General features: G+C 71.5%; 13 protein-coding genes. 4 read left to right on the top strand and 9 right to left on the bottom strand.

What is annotated here, in order from left to right:
- The first annotated feature begins 95 nt into the window (after positions 1-95).
- Positions 96-1,151 (top strand): S41 family peptidase, encoded by a 1,056-nt coding sequence (locus tag AC06FP_RS10045; protein ID WP_478075380.1) that lies wholly within the window; start codon positions 96-98, stop codon positions 1,149-1,151.
- Positions 1,152-1,169: 18 nt separating this feature from the next.
- Here the strand turns inward: AC06FP_RS10045 and AC06FP_RS10040 are convergent, their stop codons facing one another.
- Together AC06FP_RS10040 and AC06FP_RS10035 are read right to left on the bottom strand one after the other, a co-directional pair.
- Complete coding sequence (locus AC06FP_RS10040) at positions 1,170-2,390, bottom strand: multifunctional CCA addition/repair protein (RefSeq protein WP_478075379.1); 1,221 nt, start codon at positions 2,388-2,390, stop codon at positions 1,170-1,172.
- A 10-nt stretch (positions 2,391-2,400) separates the two neighbouring features.
- The gene (locus AC06FP_RS10035; RefSeq protein WP_478075378.1) at positions 2,401-4,347 is read right to left on the bottom strand and encodes a transglycosylase SLT domain-containing protein; all 1,947 of its coding nucleotides are present in this window, start codon (positions 4,345-4,347) and stop codon (positions 2,401-2,403) included.
- Positions 4,348-4,533: 186 nt separating this feature from the next.
- Between AC06FP_RS10035 and AC06FP_RS10030 the strand changes: the two genes are divergently transcribed.
- Together AC06FP_RS10030 and AC06FP_RS10025 are read left to right on the top strand one after the other, a co-directional pair.
- A complete protein-coding gene (locus AC06FP_RS10030; protein WP_478075377.1) occupies positions 4,534-4,941 on the top strand; it encodes an ExbD/TolR family protein in 408 nt (135 codons plus the stop codon).
- A 132-nt stretch (positions 4,942-5,073) separates the two neighbouring features.
- On the top strand, positions 5,074-5,952 hold the full coding sequence (locus AC06FP_RS10025; protein WP_478075376.1) for an EamA family transporter: 879 nt from the start codon (positions 5,074-5,076) through the stop codon (positions 5,950-5,952).
- Positions 5,953-6,081: 129 nt separating this feature from the next.
- Here the strand turns inward: AC06FP_RS10025 and AC06FP_RS10020 are convergent, their stop codons facing one another.
- The 4 genes from AC06FP_RS10020 to AC06FP_RS10005 all read right to left on the bottom strand — a co-directional run bounded on the left by AC06FP_RS10020 (position 6,082) and on the right by AC06FP_RS10005 (position 9,356).
- A complete protein-coding gene (locus AC06FP_RS10020; RefSeq protein ID WP_456119390.1) occupies positions 6,082-6,819 on the bottom strand; it encodes an endonuclease/exonuclease/phosphatase family protein in 738 nt (245 codons plus the stop codon).
- Between the two features lie 70 nt (positions 6,820-6,889).
- Positions 6,890-7,720, bottom strand: a complete 831-nt coding sequence (locus AC06FP_RS10015; RefSeq protein ID WP_478075375.1) for a thiol:disulfide interchange protein DsbA/DsbL — start codon at positions 7,718-7,720, stop codon at positions 6,890-6,892.
- Between the two features lie 119 nt (positions 7,721-7,839).
- Positions 7,840-8,487 carry a thiol:disulfide interchange protein DsbA/DsbL gene (locus AC06FP_RS10010; protein WP_478075374.1) on the bottom strand — a complete coding sequence of 216 codons (648 nt, stop codon included), beginning with the start codon at positions 8,485-8,487 and terminating at the stop codon, positions 7,840-7,842.
- 89 nt (positions 8,488-8,576) lie between these two features.
- Entirely contained in the window at positions 8,577-9,356 is a 780-nt protein-coding gene (locus AC06FP_RS10005) for a c-type cytochrome (protein ID WP_456118182.1), read from the bottom strand.
- A gap of 124 nt (positions 9,357-9,480) precedes the next feature.
- Between AC06FP_RS10005 and yihA the strand changes: the two genes are divergently transcribed.
- Positions 9,481-10,083 carry a ribosome biogenesis GTP-binding protein YihA/YsxC gene (yihA, locus tag AC06FP_RS10000; protein WP_456118183.1) on the top strand — a complete coding sequence of 201 codons (603 nt, stop codon included), beginning with the start codon at positions 9,481-9,483 and terminating at the stop codon, positions 10,081-10,083.
- Positions 10,084-10,153: 70 nt separating this feature from the next.
- Here yihA and AC06FP_RS09995 read toward each other — a convergent pair whose 3' ends face one another.
- The 3 genes from AC06FP_RS09995 to AC06FP_RS09985 form a co-directional block, all read right to left on the bottom strand.
- Entirely contained in the window at positions 10,154-11,128 is a 975-nt protein-coding gene (locus tag AC06FP_RS09995) for an MBL fold metallo-hydrolase (protein ID WP_478075373.1), read from the bottom strand.
- A 715-nt stretch (positions 11,129-11,843) separates the two neighbouring features.
- On the bottom strand, positions 11,844-12,668 hold the full coding sequence (locus AC06FP_RS09990; protein WP_478075372.1) for a helix-turn-helix transcriptional regulator: 825 nt from the start codon (positions 12,666-12,668) through the stop codon (positions 11,844-11,846).
- A complete protein-coding gene (locus AC06FP_RS09985; RefSeq protein ID WP_456118186.1) occupies positions 12,665-13,366 on the bottom strand; it encodes a VIT1/CCC1 transporter family protein in 702 nt (233 codons plus the stop codon). The genes AC06FP_RS09990 and AC06FP_RS09985 overlap by 4 nt, the downstream gene beginning before the upstream one ends.
- Between the last annotated feature and the right edge of the window lie 238 nt (positions 13,367-13,604).

The following is a 13,604-nucleotide window of genomic DNA, read 5'->3' as shown; positions in this document are numbered from 1 at the left end:
AGCACGTTCCCGCGCTCCAGGGTTCGGCTCTATCCTGCATCGGTACCGGTCATGGGACAGAGGCCACGATGTGCAGGAAGCGGAGCGTTGCGATGATGTCGGCCACGCTGGTGGCGATGCTGCTGGCGGTGCCGGTCGCGGCAACCCCGGTGCCGTCGTTGCCGGCCCGGGAGCAGATGCTCGACCTCCTGGAACACAAGGCGCTGCATCGCGACCGGGTGGACTGGGCCGCGCTGCGTCGCGATCTTGCCGCGACCACCGACCCGGACCGGCAACGCGCCCTGCTGTCCGATGCCATCAACCGGGCGACTGCCGGCCATGGTGGGTGGCTGTCGGCCGAAGAGGTGCGCGAGGGGTACCGGAAGAGAGCGGCCGGGCAGGATGAGGCGCGGGCTTCCGTTCCCGGCACGGCACCGGATGCGCCGGTCGACGCGCGCCTGGGCCTGATCGGCATCGCCTCCTACCTGCCCGGACCAGGGCTTTCCCGCGAACAGCAGCGGGACGCCGAGCGGCAGCACGCGCGCCGCCTGCAGGACGATCTCTGGCGCCAGGACGACGGCAGCCGCTGTGGCTGGATCGTGGACCTGGGCGACAACACCGGCGGCAACATGTGGCCGATGCTGCTGGGCGTGGGCCCGCTGCTGCGCGGCCGCGCCGACGGGCCGGATGTCGTCGGGCATTTCTTCGACGGCACCGCGCTGCAGCCCTGGCGCTACCGCGACGGCGCGGTATGGGTGGGCGATGCGCCGAGGCTGGCCGCGGACGATACGACCCGCCGCCTGCGCAGGCCGGATGCGCCGGTCGCGGTACTTCAATCCGGGCGCACCGCCAGTTCCGGCGAGGCCATCGTGCTGGCGCTGCGAGGGCGCCCTCACAGCCGCAGCTTCGGTACGCCGACCATGGGGTACTCCACCGGAAACGTGCCGGTGACGCTGGTCGATGGCAGTACCCTGCTGCTGACCGGCACGGTGATGAAGGACCGCAATGGCATCGGCGACGGTTCCCGCATCGTGCCTGATGTCCCTGCGACGCCGCGCGCAGAAGCGATGCGGCTGGCGCAGGCATGGCTGCTGGAGCAGCCCGCCTGTGGTGGAAGGCCGGTGGAAAAAACGGAAGCCCGCGAGCAGGTTCCACGGGAAGCCACGCGCTGAACGCGGCGCTCCCTTCGCTCAGCGCGCCGCGCCGATCGCGTGGATGCGCGCCTTCTTCAACGCCTCGCCCACCGCCGGGCCGGTGAGTCCCCCGGTGGCGAGGTCGCGCGCGTTGATCGCCAGCGCCGCGGCGTGCAGGCGCAGCAGGGTGGCGCGCTGCGGATAGTCGCTGTCCTCGAAACCGAGCCGGCCGCGCTTGTCGCATTCGCAGGCCAGGGCCAGCTGCGCGATGCGCTCCGGGCGGCGGAAGCCGTCGCAGCGCTGGATCAGCTCCAGCACGGTGGCGTCGCGCAGCTCGTCGATGCGGTGCACGTTGAGGTGTTCGCGGCACACCGCCTCGGCCAGCTGGCGGTGGTCGGCCGGGACCTTCAGGCGGTCGCACAAGGCGGCCAGCGGCTTCAGCCCGCGCTGTTCGTGCATGACGTGGCGCGGCAGCTGGTCCACCGGCGTGAGCGCCTTGCCCAGGTCGTGGGTGAGCGCGGCGAAGCCGATCAGGTCATCGCCCGGCGCCAGCCGCGCGGCCATGTCGCTGACCATCTCCTGGTGCGCGCCGGTATCCACTTCCGGATGGAATTCGGCGCGCTGCGGCACGCCGTACAGCGCCGCCACCTCCGGCAGGATCGGCGCCAGCGCGCCGGTGTCGTGCAGCGTGCGCAGGAACGCGGACGGGCGCGGCGCGCGCAGCGCCTTGCGCAGTTCCTGCCAGATGCGCTCGGGCACCAGTGCGTCCAGTTCGCCGCTGTCGGCGATCTGCCGCATCAGCGCCGCGGTTTCCGGCGCCAGGGTGAAACCCAGCGGCGCCAGCCGCGCCATGAACCGCGCCGCGCGCAGCACCCGCAGCGGGTCCTCGACGAAGGCCGGGCCGACATGGCGCAGCACGCGCGCCTGGATGTCGCGCACGCCGCCCCAGGGGTCGACCAGCTCGCCGCTGTCCTCGTCGCAGGCGATGGCGTTGAGGGTGAAGTCGCGGCGCTGCAGGTCCTGCTCCAGCGTCACCGACGGATCGGCATCGACCACGAAGCCACGGTAGCCGCGCCCGCTCTTGCGCTCGGTGCGCGCCAGCGCGTATTCCTCGCCGGTCTGCGGGTGCAGGAACACCGGGAAATCGCGGCCCACGGCCTTGAATCCGCGCGCCTCCATCTCCTGCTGGGTGGCGCCGACCACCACCCAGTCGCGGTCGCCCGCATCCAGCCCCAGCAGCCGGTCGCGGACCGCGCCGCCGACGAGATAGGTCTTCATGCGCGGCCCTTCATTGCGCCGGGCAGGCGAAGCCGCGCGACGGCGGGCCGACGCGGCCGGCGATGCGGTCGGCCAGCGGCACTGCCTTGCCGTTGAGGCGCCAGTCGTAGATCACGCTGAAGGCGAGCACGCGCGCGACGTATTCGCGGGTCTCCTTGTAGCTGATGGTCTCGATCCAGAAATCCGGATCGAAGCCGGGCCGCTGCGACTGCCAGCGCGCCGTCGGCGTGGGGCCGGCGTTGTAGGCGGCGATGGTCACGTAGGGCAGGCCGTCGTATTTGTCCAGCAGCTGCCGCAGGTAGGCGGTGCCGATGGCGATGTTGGTGTCCGGGTCGTACAGGCTGGCCGCGCCGCCGTAGCCGCTCAGCCCGATGCGTTTGGCCACGCCCGCGCCGGTGGCCGGCAGCACCTGCATCAGGCCCATGGCGTTGGCCGGCGAGCGCGCGTTCGGGTTGAAGGTGCTCTCGGCGCGGATCTCGGCGGCGACCCAGGCCGGATCCAGCGCGTTGCGCGCGGCTTCGCGGCGGATGGTGTCGTCGTGGTGCAGCGGGAACCGCAGCGCATACAGGCGCATTTCCTGCGGTCCCTTCAGGCCGAACACCGCGCGGTCGAACCAGCCGGCCTGGCTGGCCACTTCCACCGCGAGCCGGCGCTGGGTGTCGTCGAAACGCGACAGCGCATCGGCCCATTCGCGCGCCGCCCACGCGGCGCGGTCGATGCGGAACAGTTCCAGCGCCCGCACCAGCGCCGGGTCGCGTGCCACCGCCGCGCGCGCCTGCGCGCTGTCGCCCGGGTTCCACGGGCACAGCGCGTAGGGCTGCTGCAGTTTGTCGGCGGCCAGGAAGCCATGGAAGGTGGGTTCGCCGGCGACGGCGCGGTACAGCGGCATGGCCTCGGCGGCCTTGCCGGTCTTTTCCAGCAGCCGCGCCTCGAACCAGCGCCAGCGCGAATCGCCGCGCTGCGCGGCGGGCATCGCGCGGATCGCGGCCAGCGCCGAAGGCCAGTCGCCGCGCGCCATCGCCTCGCGCGCGCGCCACTCGTGCAGGCGCTCGTCGTAGGCCGATTCCGGCACCGCGGCCAGCCGCCGCGCCGAGTCCGGCAGGTAGGAGGCCACCGTCCACAGCGCGATCTGGTAACGCACCTGCGCCTGCTGTCCGGCATCCAGGCCCAGCGCCTGCGCGTACTGCGGCAGCTGCCGCTCGGCGGCGTCGGGATCGGTGCGCGCCAGTTTCGCCAGGCCATCGGTGGCGATGCGCCGGCTGCGCTCGGTCTTCGGCCAGTTCAGCGCGCGCGCGTCGGGCTTGTCGACGAAGGCGGCGTAGTCGTTGGCCTGCGCCAGTTCGGCGGCGGGCAGGCCGCGCGCGGCCGCGCGCATCACGCCCGGCTGCTGCGCATCGGCGGCGGCGTCGATGCGTTCCCAGCGCAGCGCCGGCGTCAGCCCGCCGCGGTCGGCCAGGGCGGCGAACACCGGGTCGCAGGCGTCGGGCAGCGACTTGCCGCTGCCGCGCCACAGCGCCTGCGCATCGCGGGTCCACTTCGCGTCGGCCTTGCCGGTGGCCAGGCGTGCGTTGAGTTCGGCGCACTGCAGGCCGGTGTCGTTGCTGGGTTGCCAGTTGGCGAGCAGGGTCGGCCAGTCCTGGCGCCGCGCCAGCGCCGGCAGCCACACCGCGCGGAAGGCGTCGGCCACGGCCTGGCCCTGGTAGCGCTTGAGGAAATCCAGCGCCTGCGGCGTATCCACGTTGTCGATGCCGCGGCGCAGGGCGCTGTATTCGAGCCAGCCGTACAGCGGGTGGCTGCGCAGGCTGGCGGTCGCGACGGCGTCGAACTGGCCGCGTTCGGCGTTGTCGATGGCCATGCGCATGGCCGGGCGCTGGGCGTCGAGGGTCTGCGCGCCGGTGCCGGTACAGGCCAGCAACAGGGACGCGGCGAAAGGCAGCAGGCAGGGAGTCCGTTTCATCGACAAAGCATAGCCGGGCCGTCGTCAACATCGCCGCGGCGTTGCCGGCTCGCGCATGAACGCGGCGGTCGACGGCGCCGGATGCCGGAACCGTGGCTGAACGCGCGTGACTGCGCGTCGGCGAGCCAGCGCGGCCCCGGCGTAGTGTCGATGGCGAGGCGCGCCGCCTCGCCGAAGGAGCGGACCATGGCATTCAGTGCTGCAGGAAGTTCCGGGCCGATCGCCGACATCAATGTCACGCCGCTGGTGGACGTGATGCTGGTGCTGCTGATCATCTTCATCGTCACCGCGCCGCTGGTCTCCTGGCCGATCCCGGTGGATCTGCCGCAGCGCACGACCACCCAGGTGCCGCGTCTCGAACCGCCGCCGCCGATCGAGTTGCGGGTGGACGCCGCCAACCAGCTCAGCTGGAACGGACAGGCGCTGCCGGTCGCCGCGCTGCAGGCGCGTCTGCAGGAACAGGCCCGGCTGCACGCCGGCAACCTGCCGGAGCTGCGCATCGCCACCAGCCCGGACGCGGCGTACGACACCCTGGCCAAGGTGCTGGCCGCGGCCAACAACGCGCGCATGGAGCGCATCGCCTTCGTGCAGTGATGCCCTGCCGGGCCGCCTGCCGCCGCGGGCGGCCCGGTACACGCCCGGCCATCCGGCGGCGGCGCCGAGGGGAGAACCGGAAAGCCGCCGCAAACCCGCTGCGCGGCAGGCCTGGCGCAATACACTATGCGCATGCAGACCTCCCGATTCGCGCCGCTGTGGCCGGTGTTGGCGGTGCTCGGCTCGGTGACGTCGCTGGCCATCGGCACTTCCTACGCCAAACATCTGTTCCCCTTGATCGGCGCGCAGGGCACCAGCGCGCTGCGCGTGGGTTTTTCCGCGCTGTTCCTGCTGGCGCTGTGGCGGCCATGGCGCTGGCACACAAGCCGCGCCGATGGTGCGGCGATCCTGCGCTACGGCCTGGCGCTGGGGCTGATGAACCTGCTGTTCTACATGGCCCTGCGCACGATCCCGTTCGGCATCGCGGTGGCCATCGAATTCACCGGGCCGCTGACGGTGGCGATGCTGTCCTCGCGGCGCCTGGTCGATTTCGTCTGGGTCGGCTGCGCGGTGGCCGGGCTGCTGCTGTTGCTGCCCCTGGGCGGCGGGCCGACGCTGGACGCGGCCGGCGTGCTGTACGCGCTGGGCGCGGCGGCCTGCTGGGCGCTGTACATCGTGTTCGGCAAGCGCGCAGGGCACCTGCATGCCGGGCATACGGTCTCGCTGGGGCTGGTGGCCGCGGCGCTGGTGGTGGTACCGGTGGGCGTCGCCCATGCCGGCACGGCGCTGCTGCAGCCCTCGATCCTGCTGGCCGGCCTGCTGGTGGCGGTGGTGTCCAGCGCGATCCCGATGTCGCTGGAGATGATGGCGCTCAAGCGCCTGCCGAAGGAAACCTTCGGCATCCTGATCAGCATGGAGCCGGCGGTGGCCGCGCTGTGGGCGCTGCTGCTGCTGCACGAGCGGCTGGGCGGCCTGCAGTGGCTGGCGATCGGCTGCACGGTGCTGGCGTCGGTGGGCAGCGCGGCTACCGCGCGCCGGTCGCCGCCGGCACCCGCCGCCGTGGTGACGTGAGCCCGGGCATTACACGATGCATGGGGGAAAACGCCCGATCGGGGCGGCCGCGGCGCGCCGGGTGCGCAGACCGGGAGGCGGAGCCCCTGTCCGCAATGCAGACCCCGGGTGGCGGCGCCTGCGCCGACGCTAGCGCAGGCTGTCGCCCGGTACCTCGACCTGCATCTCCACCGCCAGGTGGTCCGAATGCGCGGCGGCGACCGCGCCGGTCTCGATCGTGCGCAGGCTGTCGCTGACCAGGATGTGGTCGATGGCCCGGTCCGGGCGCCAGCTGGGGAAGGTCGGCACCAGGCAGCCGGGCGGCTGCAGTCGCGTCTTGCGGTAGAGCACCTGCATTTCCGGGCGCTCGGCCTTGCAGTTGAAATCGCCCATCAGCACCGCGTTGGGGTAGTCGGCCAGCAGGTCGGCGATGAAGTCCAGCTGCGACATGCGCGAGCCCACGCCCAGCGACAGGTGGGCGACGGCGACCGCCAGCCCCTCGCGGCCGTCGCCGAAGCGGGCCAGCAGCACGCCGCGGCCGCCGATGCGGCCGGGCAGGGCATGGTCCTGCACTTCCACCGGTTCCAGCCGGCTGAGCAGGCCGTTGGCGCTGGAGGCGACGCCGCCCATGCGCCGGTTGGGCTGGTGGCTCCAGTAGTTGAAGCCGGCCCGCTGCGCCAGGTAATGGGTCTGGTTGGTGAAGCCCGAGCGCAGGCTGCCGGGGTCGGCTTCCTGCAGGCCGACGATGTCGCGGCCGCTGGCCAGCCTGGCGATGGCGTCCAGGCTGGAGCGCTTGCTGCCCGACGGCAACGCGTGCGACCAGCTGCGGGTCACGTAGTCGCTGTAGCGGCGCGTGCTGGAACCGGCCTGGATGTTGGCCGTCAGCAGGCGCAGGGTGTGGGTGGGGGCTTTCACGGCGGTGGAACAAGGGCCTCGTGTCGACGAGGCCCTTCATACCTTACCTGGCGTCGGCGGCGCGTTCGCGTGCGATCAGGTGGTCGGCGATGCGCAGCATGTCCTCGTAGCTCTTGCCCTTGACCAGGTACTTGCCGGCGACGATCAGCGACGGCGTGCCGGTGATCTTGCTGCGCTGGGCGAACTGCTTGGCGCGGTTGGTCTTGGCCACCACCGAGAAGCTGCCCATGGTGTCGGCGAAGGTCTTCGGGTTCACGCCGAACTTGCCGTAGAAGTTGGCGATGTCCTCGACCGAGTCGCGGCCCAGCTCGCCCTTGAGCGTGTGCTCGATGTGGATGGCCGAGTACAGCGCTTCATGGGTCTTTTCCTGCACGCCCAGCGCCTCGGCGGCGTAGAAGGCGCGGCCGTAGTCGTCCCACATGCTGCCGAACATGGCCGGCACGTAGACGAAGCTGACATCCGACGGCAGGCCGGCCTTCCACGGCCCGATCAGCGGCTGGAAGCGGGCGCAGGCCGGGCAGACGTAGCCGAAGACCTCGGCCACTTCGATCTTGCCGGTCGCCGGCTGGATCGGCTGGCCGCCCTCGATGACGATGTAATCGGTGCCGGCCACCGGCTCGGGGCCGACCAGGCGGGCCTGCGCCGGCACCGGGGTGTTGGCGGCGGCCGGTTCGGCGGCGGCATCCGAGGCGGCGGGGGCCGGCGCGGCGGTGGCGCCTTCGGCTTCGGCGGCCGGGGCAGGCGCGGGTTCGGCGGCGCTGGCGGCTGGTTGTCCGGTGGCCGGCGCGACGGCGTCGGCGGAGCCGTCCTGCGCCTTGCAGGCGACCATCAGCGGAAGCAGGGCCGTCAGGGCCAGTGCGAAACGGATCTTCATCGGTGGATCTCCAGCGGGGATTCGTCGGGTCGTCAGGCCGCCGGCGGCGACCGCGGGGCGCATGATGACATTATGTGAGGCAGCAGCTGAACCGGTTCGCGGAACGCTCCGGTACGGTTTCAGCGCCGCCGGCCGGCGGCGCGCTCGCGCTCGACCAGGGCGCCGGCGATGCGCAGCTGGTCCTCGAAACCGCGGCCCTTGACCAGGTATTTGCCGTTGACGATCAGCGACGGCGTGCCCGGGACCCGCACGCGCATGGCGAAGGCGCGCGCGGCCTTCACCTTTTCCTCGACCTGGTCGCTGCGCAGCGCATCGACGTAGCGCTGCGGCTGCACGCCGTAGGTGGCGTAGAAGGTCGCCAGTTCCTGCGGCGACACGTTCTGCATCGGCAGGCTGCGCTGCTCGTGCAGGGCCTTGAACACGTCGCCATGGCTGCGCTTGAGCACGCCGGTCTGCTCGGCGGCATAGAAGGCGCGCGCATAGGCGTCCCAGTGGCCGCCGAAGGCGGCCGGTACCGCGGTGAAGCGCACGTCGGCCGGCAGGCGGGCGACCCAGGCTTCCAGCTGCGGCTCGAAATGGGCGCAGTGGATGCAGGGATAGCCGAACACCTCGACCACCTCGATCTTCCCCGCCAGCGGCGCGAACGGGCCGGGCTCGGCGATCAGCTCGTAGTCCTGGCCTTCCACCGGCGCGGCGCCGTCGGCGGCGCAGGCCGCCAGCGGCAGCAGGGCCAGCAGCAGGAGGAACAGTCGCGGGAAATGCTTCATCGGGAGTCTCCAACTGAAAAACAGACGCCGACCGCGGGGGTCGGCGTATCCGGGAACAAGGTCCTTCGTCGCCGTGGCGACCGGCACCGTCAGGGCTGTGAGGCGGCTGCGGCCACGTCGTCGGCGCGTGCGTGCAGGCCCTGCACGTAGCTGGACAGCGCCTGGATTTCCTGCTCGGTCAGATGGCTCGCCACCTGGGCCATGATCCGGAACTGCGACGGGTCGGTTTCGTGGGTCTGGCCGGACTGGTAGTGCTGCAGGCGCTGGGCGACATAGCCGGCATGCTGGCCGCCGATATGCGGATAGGCCGGGCCGGGATTGCCGGCGCCGGTCGGGCCATGGCAGGCCATGCAGGCGGGGATCTCGCGGCTGGCGTCGCCGCTGCGGTACAGCTTCTGGCCGATCTCGTAGAACTTCATGCCGGCGTAGGGGCCGTCGGCGATGGCCATGTCGTCGGCCACGCCGGCGCCGGCCTTCTGGCGGGCGAAGAAGGCGCCGATGTCGCGCATGTCCTGCGCGGTCAGGCCCTGCACGAACGGCAGCATGGCGGCGACCGCGCCCTCGGTGCGCTGGCCGCCGGCGATCAGCGCCAGCTGCCGCGCGATGTAGCGTTCGCTCTGGCCGGCCAGGCGCGGGTACATCTCCACCGCGGAGTTGCCATCGGCGCCATGGCAGGCGGCGCAGGCCTGCGCCTTGCCCTCGCCGGCCTCGGCGTCGCCGGGCATGGTCTTGCTGAGGTCGACTTCCAGCGGCGCGGTCTGCACCGGCGCGTTGTCGGGCACGGGCGTGACCGAGCTCTGCGCGAAAGCGACGACGGCAATCAGCGGAATGGCAAGAGCGGAAACGGCTAAGACACGAGCATGGCGCATGCAGAAGCTCCGTGTGGAACGGCCGGGCGGGTCCGCGCCGGCATCGCCCGGATTATCCACGCCGTTTCATGGCAGGGTCAACGCACGGGCGGCAGGGGAGGCCGCGGCATGCGATCCTATGCCCATGTCACAGCTCCTAGAACGCGCCCGCTACCTGCTTTCCGCCCACAACGCCCGGCAACTGCCGGCGGACGAGGGCGCCGAAGTGGCGTTCGCCGGCCGCTCCAACGCCGGCAAATCCAGCGCGCTCAACGCGCTGACCCGCCAGAACGCGCTGGCCCGCGTCTCCAAGACGCCGGGCCGCACCCAGCAACTGGTGTACTTCCAGGTCACGCCCCAGGCGCACCTCGTCGACCTGCCCGGTTACGGCTATGCCAAGGTGCCGCAGGACCTGCAGGCGCACTGGCAGGCCTTCATCGACAACTACTTCCGTACCCGCGACGCGCTCAAGGGGCTGGTGGTGGTGATGGACATCCGCCACCCGCTCAAGGACTACGACCGGCAGATGCTGGCCTACGCGGTGCAGCGCGGCCTGCCGGCGCACGCGCTGCTGACCAAGGCCGACAAGCTCGGCCGCGGCCAGCAGGCGCAGACCCTGCAGAAGGTGCGCAGGGAACTGGCCGACGCGTTCGGCGACTCGGTGAGCGTGCAGACCTTTTCCGGCGAATCGAGGCAGGGCGTGGACGAGGCCCGCGCGGTGATCGGCGGCTGGCTGGGCCTGGAATAGGAACACGGCGCGCCGGGCGACGCCCGGCGCCATTTCCGTGGAGCCGGGCATGGGCCGGCTCCACAGTGGATCACTTCAACGGCGAATACTCCGCCGGTACCCAGGCGTAGGCCTGGCCTTCGCCGCGCACGTGGCCCAGGCCCGGGAACGGCAGGTGCGCGCCCGCCACCCACCAGCCGTTGGCGGTGGCCTGTCGCAGCAGGCCGCGACGGCTGGCGATGGCCGCCTCGCGGTCCGAATCCGCCTCGAATGCGGCCTCCGGGTGCGCGAACTGCACGGCATGGAAGTGCAGCACATCGCCCCATACCAGCAGTGACTGGCCCTGGCTGTCGAACCGGTAGGAGACATGGCCGGGGGTATGGCCATGGGTATCCATCGCCACCGCACCGCCGGGCAGGGAATCGCCCGGGCTGAAGGTGCGCAGGTGGCCGCTGGCCTGGTACGGGGCAACCGCGTTGCGTGCCAGCGGGAAGGCGAAGCGCACGCCCTTCGGCGCGGTGGCCTCGCTGGCCGGGTCGAGCCAGTAATCGGCATCGGCCTTGGACAGCCACACCGTGGCGTTCGGGTAGGCCGGCCTGCCCTGCGCGTCGAGCACCCCGCACAGGTGATCCGGGTGGGCATGGGTCAGCAGCACCTCGTCCACCTCGGCCGGGTCGACGCCCGCGGCGCGCAGGTTGCCCAGCACCTGGCCCAGGCCGGGGCCGAAGCACTGCGCGGTGCCGGTATCGACCAGGGTCAGGTGGTTGCCCTGGCGCACCAGGAAGGCATTGATCGCGGTCTGCAGGCCCTTCTCGTCTTCCGGCACGTAGCGGCCCTCCAGCAGCCGGCTGACCAGCGTCGGCGGCACGTCCACCACTTCCTGCCGGCCCAGCGCGACCACGCCATCGAACAAGGCCGTGACCTGCAGGGCGCCGACGCGTTGATGGTAGACGCCGGGTACCTGCTGGGCGGGAGCGGGCGAAGTCGCTTCGGCCAGCGCGGCCAGCGGCAGGGACGACAGGGCCAGCAGCAGGGCGCTGTGCAGTGGCAGTTGATGCAGGGTCATGGCGGTTCTCGGTGGATGACGGGCGGTTTCCGTTGCGCCCAGCGTGCCGTGGCTGGCGTGTGCGCGGCGCTCAATCCGCTGCGTGGAATGCTCAGGAGGGCGTTGTCTGCAGGGCTGCGCCCTGCACCCGCTGCGAGCCAGGGCAACGGCCGAAGCAACAGCAACAGCGAACTTTCCGTGGGAAGGCGGGGTGGGCCCGGTTGCGGGGGACGCCGTGAATCCCGCTCCGCGGTCCGGCCCAGCCGCTGGCGGCTGGGCGTTCAGGCGCTTGCGAAGCAGTGCTTCGCAAGCAAAGCGCCCTCACCCCTGTAGGCTTGGCCGCGGCATCCATGCCGCGGACACCCCCGCAACCGGACCCACCCTGCCTTCGACGGATTTCCGCGATCTGTTGGTTGTTGGAAATGCTCTTGGGGTCAGATCCGCGGATCTGATCCCCAGGATTCCAATTCGGAATATTCGATTTCGATGGACAGTCATCCACGCGTGGCGTGGATCTACCGGCCACCGGGAAACTGTCGAAGGCGGGGCGGTGTGGGCAGGCAGGACCGTTGGCGCCATGGATGGCGGCAACGAGCCCCCATGGATGGGTTTACGGCGTGTCCTGCCCGCCCACACCGCCCCGCCAGCGCGCAGCATCCAATGTTTCGGCTGTTGTTTCGGCTGTTGCCGTTGCCTCGGCGGGTGCAGGGCGCGGCCCTGCCGGGGGACCCCACCTTTAGATGTCTGTCGGCGCCAGCCCGTACCGCTCGGTGAAGCGCTTGCTGAAACTGGCCGCAGACCGGTAGCCCGCGCGTGCGGCGACGGTCTTCAGTGGCAGATCGGTGGTGTAGAGCAGTTGCATGCCGTGCGCGAGGCGCGCCTCGGTGAGCAGCTGGCGCAGGCTGGTGTCTTCGGCGGCGAGGCGGCGGCGCAGGGTCGCGCCGCTCAGCGCGAACTGTTCTTCCACATCGCGCGATTGCCAGTCGCGTGCCGGTTCGGCGGCAATGCGGTCGCGGATCTGTTCGCCCAGGCTCGGGGCCTGCGGCAACAGCAGGTTGCCATGACCCTGCCGGCACAGGGTCAGCACCAGCGAGGCCAGGGCCAGCCGCGCTTCGCTGTAACGGCCGTCCTGCAGGGATTGCCGCCACTGGCGCAGCGCCGCGCCATGTTCGATCAACGGCAGCCGCGCCATCGCCGGGCCGGGGGCAGGAAACGCTTCGTTCCACAGCGTGCGCGCCGCCGCCAGCACTTCGGCGCACAGCGGCACCACGGCACTGAGGTAGCGGCCGCTGCAGGGATCGGGGGTGTTGACCACATCGATGCGGCAACGCTGGGTCAGCAGCAGGATGTCGCCGGGAACGAACGCCAGCGACTGGTGCGCAGTGCGCACCTGCTTGCGGCCTTCCAGCAGGATCGCGAACTGCGGCTGCGGAATCTCCACCGAACTGGCGCCATGCTCGCGGCGCGCGGTGATGCAGGCATAGCCCTCGGCGCGTACGCAACCGGCCAGGCTGGCCATTTCCGCCAGCAGCGCAGTGGCCGGTGGCAGCATGGCGGTCATGCCACGTGGGCGCCGAACAGGCGACCGACGCCCGCCGCCGCGGCCATCGCCAGCGCGCCCCAGAACATCACCCGCAGCGCGCCGCGCAGGCGCGGCGCGCCGCCGGCATGGGCGGCCATCGCGCCGGTGATGCAGAGCCCGGCCAGGGTGGACGCGGTGGTGATCTGCGCCACGTATGCGTGCGGAGCGAGCAGGGCGGTCAGCACCGGCAGTATCGCGCCGGCGATGAAGGCGCCGGCCGATGCCAGCGCGGCCTGCAGCGGGCGTGCGCGCAGTTCCTCGGTGATGCCCAGTTCGTCGCGCGCGTGCGCGGCGAGCGCGTCGTGCGCGGTGAGCTGCACGGCGACCTGGTGCGCCAGCTCGGGGGTCAGCCCGCGCCGCCGGTAGATGCCGGCCAGTTCCTCCAGCTCGGTATGCGGGTCCTCGTGCAGTTCGCGGCGCTCGAGCGCCAAGTCGGCGTGTTCGGTATCGGCCTGCGACTGCACGGACACGTATTCGCCGGCGGCCATCGACATGGCGCCGGCCACGGTGCCGGCCACGCCGGTGGCCAGTACGGTGGAGGCCGGCGCGCCGCTGGCGGCGATGCCGACCACCAGCCCGGCGACGGAGACGATGCCGTCGTTGGCGCCGAGCACGGCCGCACGCAGCCAGCCGACGCGCTCGGAACGGTGGGTTTCCTTGTGCGGTGAGCGCTTCATGGCCGCCAGTGTAGGGCGGCACGGCCACCGCGGCGGAAATGACTCGCAGCCGCGCCTGCGAACCTCGGTCAAGTTGCTGCCGGTGGGATGCTGAAAACCGCCACCGCGACATGCCGGCAATGGGCGCCGCGATATAGTGCGCGCCTGGAAGCTGTTCGCGATCCATCGCGGGCGAGGGCCGGTGGCCCGTGGCGGAGCCGAGCAGGCGCAGCGTACGCGTTGCGCGCATTGCCGGCCC

It is taken from the genome of Stenotrophomonas sp. Steno-Z2, from assembly GCF_056393235.1.
The sequence above is the reverse complement of the archived record's forward strand: the minus strand, read 5'-3'. Positions and strand labels throughout refer to the sequence as shown.

Excerpts from the sequence above, each read along its gene's own strand:
- AC06FP_RS10040 (WP_478075379.1), bottom strand. The coding sequence starts at position 2,390 with ATGAAGACCTATCTCGTCGGCGGCGCGGTCCGCGACCGGCTGCTGGGG.
- AC06FP_RS09995 (WP_478075373.1), bottom strand. The coding sequence starts at position 11,128 with ATGACCCTGCATCAACTGCCACTGCACAGCGCCCTGCTGCTGGCCCTG.
- AC06FP_RS09990 (WP_478075372.1), bottom strand. The coding sequence starts at position 12,668 with ATGACCGCCATGCTGCCACCGGCCACTGCGCTGCTGGCGGAAATGGCC.
- AC06FP_RS10035 (WP_478075378.1), bottom strand. The coding sequence starts at position 4,347 with ATGAAACGGACTCCCTGCCTGCTGCCTTTCGCCGCGTCCCTGTTGCTG.
- yihA (WP_456118183.1), top strand. The coding sequence starts at position 9,481 with ATGTCACAGCTCCTAGAACGCGCCCGCTACCTGCTTTCCGCCCACAAC.
- AC06FP_RS10015 (WP_478075375.1), bottom strand. The coding sequence starts at position 7,720 with ATGAAGATCCGTTTCGCACTGGCCCTGACGGCCCTGCTTCCGCTGATG.
- AC06FP_RS10045 (WP_478075380.1), top strand. The coding sequence starts at position 96 with ATGTCGGCCACGCTGGTGGCGATGCTGCTGGCGGTGCCGGTCGCGGCA.
- AC06FP_RS10010 (WP_478075374.1), bottom strand. The coding sequence starts at position 8,487 with ATGAAGCATTTCCCGCGACTGTTCCTCCTGCTGCTGGCCCTGCTGCCG.
- AC06FP_RS10005 (WP_456118182.1), bottom strand. The coding sequence starts at position 9,356 with ATGCGCCATGCTCGTGTCTTAGCCGTTTCCGCTCTTGCCATTCCGCTG.
- AC06FP_RS10030 (WP_478075377.1), top strand. The coding sequence starts at position 4,534 with ATGGCATTCAGTGCTGCAGGAAGTTCCGGGCCGATCGCCGACATCAAT.
- AC06FP_RS10025 (WP_478075376.1), top strand. The coding sequence starts at position 5,074 with ATGCAGACCTCCCGATTCGCGCCGCTGTGGCCGGTGTTGGCGGTGCTC.
- AC06FP_RS09985 (WP_456118186.1), bottom strand. The coding sequence starts at position 13,366 with ATGAAGCGCTCACCGCACAAGGAAACCCACCGTTCCGAGCGCGTCGGC.